At 61.3% G+C, this 4,315-nt stretch carries 3 protein-coding genes; all 3 read left to right on the top strand.

The features are described from left to right. Positions 1-110 (top strand): NAD(P)H-dependent oxidoreductase subunit E (locus Q1W15_RS11190; RefSeq protein ID WP_300727879.1); only part of this gene is annotated, 110 nt, incomplete at its 5' end. Then, positions 107-1,462, top strand: a complete 1,356-nt coding sequence (gene nuoF, locus Q1W15_RS11185) for an NADH-quinone oxidoreductase subunit NuoF (RefSeq protein WP_300727876.1) — start codon at positions 107-109, stop codon at positions 1,460-1,462. The genes Q1W15_RS11190 and nuoF, both read left to right, overlap by 4 nt. A gap of 132 nt (positions 1,463-1,594) precedes the next feature. Beyond that, positions 1,595-4,309: an NADH-quinone oxidoreductase subunit NuoG gene (gene nuoG / locus Q1W15_RS11180; protein ID WP_300727873.1), complete on the top strand. Its 2,715-nt coding sequence runs from the start codon at positions 1,595-1,597 to the stop codon at positions 4,307-4,309. Positions 4,310-4,315: the final 6 nt, after the last annotated feature.

The raw sequence follows: 4,315 nt of genomic DNA, 5'->3' as shown, positions 1-4,315 counted from the left end.
TGTGCTGCCTGGGCAACTGCGACAAGGCGCCGGCGTTGATGATCGACGACGACACATTCGGTGACGTGCAGCCTGCTGGCGTCGCTACGTTGTTGGAGGGCTACCCATGACCCTGACTTCTTTCGGCCCTGCCAACCGCATCGCGCGCTCGGCAGAAACCCACCCGCTGACCTGGCGTCTGCGTGACGACGGCGAGCCTGTATGGCTCGACGAATACCAGGCCAAAGACGGCTACGCGGCCGCTCGCAAGGCATTTGCCGACATGGCTCAGGACGATATCGTCCAGACCGTTAAAGACGCGGGCCTCAAGGGGCGGGGTGGTGCCGGCTTCCCCACGGGCGTGAAGTGGGGGCTGATGCCCAAAGACGAATCCATGAACATCCGTTACTTACTGTGTAACGCCGATGAAATGGAACCCAACACCTGGAAAGACCGCATGCTGATGGAGCAACTGCCCCATCTGCTGATCGAAGGCATGCTGATCAGTGCCCGCGCACTGAAAACCTACCGTGGCTATATCTTCCTGCGCGGTGAATACACCACCGCCGCCGTGCACCTGCGTCGTGCAGTCGAAGAAGCCAAGGCTGCGGGCCTGCTGGGCAAGAATATCCTCGGTTCGGGCTTTGACTTCGAACTGTTCGTGCACACCGGTGCAGGGCGCTACATCTGCGGCGAAGAAACCGCACTGATCAACTCCCTCGAAGGCCGTCGCGCCAACCCGCGTTCCAAGCCGCCGTTCCCGGCTGCTGTGGGCGTATGGGGCAAACCGACCTGCGTGAACAACGTCGAAACCCTGTGCAACGTACCGGCCATCATTGGCAACGGCGTTGACTGGTACAAATCCCTCGCCCGCGAAGGCAGCGAAGACCACGGCACCAAGCTGATGGGCTTCTCCGGCAAAGTGAAGAACCCTGGCTTGTGGGAATTGCCGTTCGGCGTGACCGCGCGCGAACTGTTCGAAGACTACGCTGGCGGTATGCGCGACGGTTATAAGCTCAAGTGCTGGCAACCTGGCGGAGCCGGTACCGGTTTCTTGCTGCCCGAGCACCTTGATGCGCAAATGTACGCCGGTGGTATCGCCAAGGTCGGCACCCGTATGGGTACAGGCCTGGCGATGGCCGTAGACGACAGCGTCAACATGGTGTCCCTGCTGCGCAACATGGAACAGTTCTTTGCCCGTGAATCGTGCGGCTTTTGCACCCCTTGCCGCGATGGTTTGCCTTGGAGCGTGAAACTGCTGATGTCCCTTGAGAAAGGCGAGGGTCGCGAAGGCGATATCGAGACGTTGCTGGGGCTGGTCGGTTTCCTCGGCCCAGGCAAGACGTTCTGCGCTCACGCGCCGGGTGCCGTGGAGCCCTTGGGCAGCGCGATCAAGTATTTCCGCCCAGAGTTTGAAGCCGGTATTGCACACGCAAAGCCTGGCGTTCCGCCTCTGGCACGCCCGATTGTAGTCGGCGCGTAACGCTCTGAACGAGGGCGGTCCGTGCCGCCCTCTGATCGTTCGATAACGCCGTAAGGCTGGGTTGCTTCGAACGCATAACAAGATTCCATTAGCCACGCCCGCTGACACCGGGCCAACGAAGAACTTTGAACCATGGCCACTATCCACGTAGACGGCAAAGAGCTCGAAGTCGATGGGGCAGACAACCTGTTACAGGCATGTCTGTCGCTAGGCCTCGATATTCCGTATTTCTGCTGGCACCCTGCCCTTGGCAGTGTTGGCGCCTGCCGCCAGTGCGCAGTCAAGCAGTACACCGACGAGAACGACACCCGCGGTCGCATCGTCATGTCCTGCATGACGCCTGCCACTGACGGAAGCTGGATCTCCATCGAAGACGAAGAAGCGAAAGTATTTCGCGCCAGCGTCGTCGAATGGTTGATGACCAACCACCCGCACGACTGCCCTGTGTGCGAAGAAGGCGGTCACTGCCACCTGCAAGACATGACCGTGATGACCGGCCACAACGAGCGCCGTTATCGCTTTACCAAGCGTACCCACCAGAACCAGCAACTGGGCCCGTTCATTTCCCACGAAATGAACCGCTGCATTGCCTGCTATCGCTGCGTGCGCTTCTATAAAGACTACGCGGGCGGTACTGACCTCGGCGTGTTCGGTGCCCACGACAACGTGTACTTCGGTCGCGTTGAAGACGGCGCACTGGAAAGCGAGTTTTCCGGCAACCTCACCGAGGTTTGCCCGACCGGTGTGTTCACCGACAAGACTCACTCCGAGCGCTACAACCGTAAGTGGGACATGCAGTTTGCGCCAAGCATCTGCCACGGTTGCTCCAGCGGCTGCAACATCAGCCCGGGCGAACGCTATGGCGAACTGCGTCGCATCGAAAACCGTTTCAACGGTTCGGTAAACCAGTACTTCCTGTGTGACCGTGGCCGTTTCGGCTATGGCTACGTCAACCGCACCGACCGCCCGCGTCAACCGCTGCTGGCCGACGGCACCCATCTGGGCCTCGACGCTGCACTGGATAAAGCGGCTGATCTGCTGCGCGGTCGCACTATCGTCGGTATCGGGTCGCCACGCGCCAGCCTCGAAAGCAACTATGCGTTGCGCGAACTGGTGGGGGCCGAGCACTTCTACTCGGGCATCGAAGCCGGCGAGCTGGAGCGCATCCGCCTTGTGCTGCAAGTCTTGAAAGACAGCCCGCTGCCCGTGCCGAACATGCGCGACATCGAAGATCACGACGCCATCTTCGTGCTGGGTGAAGACCTGACTCAAACAGCCGCCCGTATGGCGCTGTCGTTACGCCAATCGGTCAAGGGCAAAGCCGAAGAAATGGCCGAGGCCATGCGCGTTCAGCCTTGGCTCGACGCTGCGGTGAAAAACATCGGTCAGCACGCGCTGAACCCGCTGTTTATCGCCAGCCTGGCTGAAACCAAGCTCGACGACGTGGCCGAAGAGTGCGTACACGCGGCTCCAGACGACCTGGCGCGCATTGGTTTCGCCGTGGCGCACGCCATCGACCCTAGCGCCCCTGCCGTTGCCGGTCTGGACGCTGAAGCCCTGGAACTTGCCAAACGCATCGCTGACGCCCTGCTGGCTGCCAAGCGTCCGTTGATCGTTGCCGGCACTTCGCTGGGCTCCAACGCCCTGATCGAAGCCGCAGGCAACATCGCCAAGGCCCTTCACCTGCGTGAAAAAGCCGGTTCCATCAGCCTGGTGGTGCCAGAGGCCAACAGCCTGGGCCTGGCCATGCTCGGCGGTGACTCGGTCGATGCCGCGCTGCAAGCCGTCATCGACGGCAAAGCCGATGCCATCGTGGTGCTGGAAAACGATTTGTTCACCCGTGTGGACGCGATCAAGGTCAATGCCGCACTGGATGCTGCCAAAGTGGTGATCGTTGCCGATCATCAAAAAACTGCAACCACCGACCGGGCCGATCTGGTTCTGCCGGCTGCAAGCTTTGCTGAAGGCGACGGTACGCTGGTTAGCCAGGAAGGCCGTGCCCAGCGCTTCTTCCAGGTGTTCGAACCGCGCTACCTCGACTCGAGCAACCTGATCCACGAAGGCTGGCGCTGGTTGCACGCCCTGCGCAGCACCCTGCTGAACAAGCCGGTTGACTGGACCCTGCTCGATCACGTGACTCAAGCCACCGCAGCCAGCACCCCGGCGCTGGCCCAGATCGTTGATGCTGCGCCGTCTGCTGCGTTCCGTATCAAAGGTTTGAAACTGGCCCGTGAACCGCTGCGTTACAGTGGCCGCACGGCCATGCGCGCCAACATCAGCGTGCACGAGCCCCGTATTCCACAAGACCCGGACACCGCGTTCGCGTTTTCGATGGAAGGTTACTCGGGCTCCGTCGAACCTCGCCAACAAGTGCCGTTTGCCTGGTCTCCGGGCTGGAACTCGCCACAAGCGTGGAACAAGTTCCAGGACGAAGTTGGTGGTCACATCCGCGCTGGCGACCCGGGCACCCGCCTGATCGAAAGCAAAGGTGATGCACTGAGCTGGTCCGCCAACATTCCGGGCGCGTTCAACCCGGCACGTGGCACCTGGCAAGTGGTGCCGTTCTATCACCTGCTGGGCAGCGAAGAGAACTCTTCGAAAGCCGCGCCGGTGCAAGAGCGTATCCCTGCTGCTTACGTGGCCCTTGCCAAGTCCGAAGCCGACCGTCTGGGTGTCAACGACGGCGCGCTGCTGAGCTTGAACGTGGCGGGCCTGACCCTGCGTCTGCCGCTGCGTATCAACGAAGAGCTGGGTGCAGGTCTGGTGGCATTGCCAGCCGGTCTGCCAGGTATTCCGCCCGCTATCTTTGGCCTTACCGTTGACGGTTTGCAGGAGGCAGCCCAATGAGCTGGT

The organism is Pseudomonas sp. (assembly GCF_030150285.1).
Lineage (GTDB): Bacteria > Pseudomonadota > Gammaproteobacteria > Pseudomonadales > Pseudomonadaceae > Aquipseudomonas.
This window is presented reverse-complemented; position numbering and strand designations above follow the sequence as displayed.

Excerpts from the sequence above, each read along its gene's own strand:
- nuoF (WP_300727876.1), top strand. The coding sequence starts at position 107 with ATGACCCTGACTTCTTTCGGCCCTGCCAACCGCATCGCGCGCTCGGCA.
- nuoG (WP_300727873.1), top strand. The coding sequence starts at position 1,595 with ATGGCCACTATCCACGTAGACGGCAAAGAGCTCGAAGTCGATGGGGCA.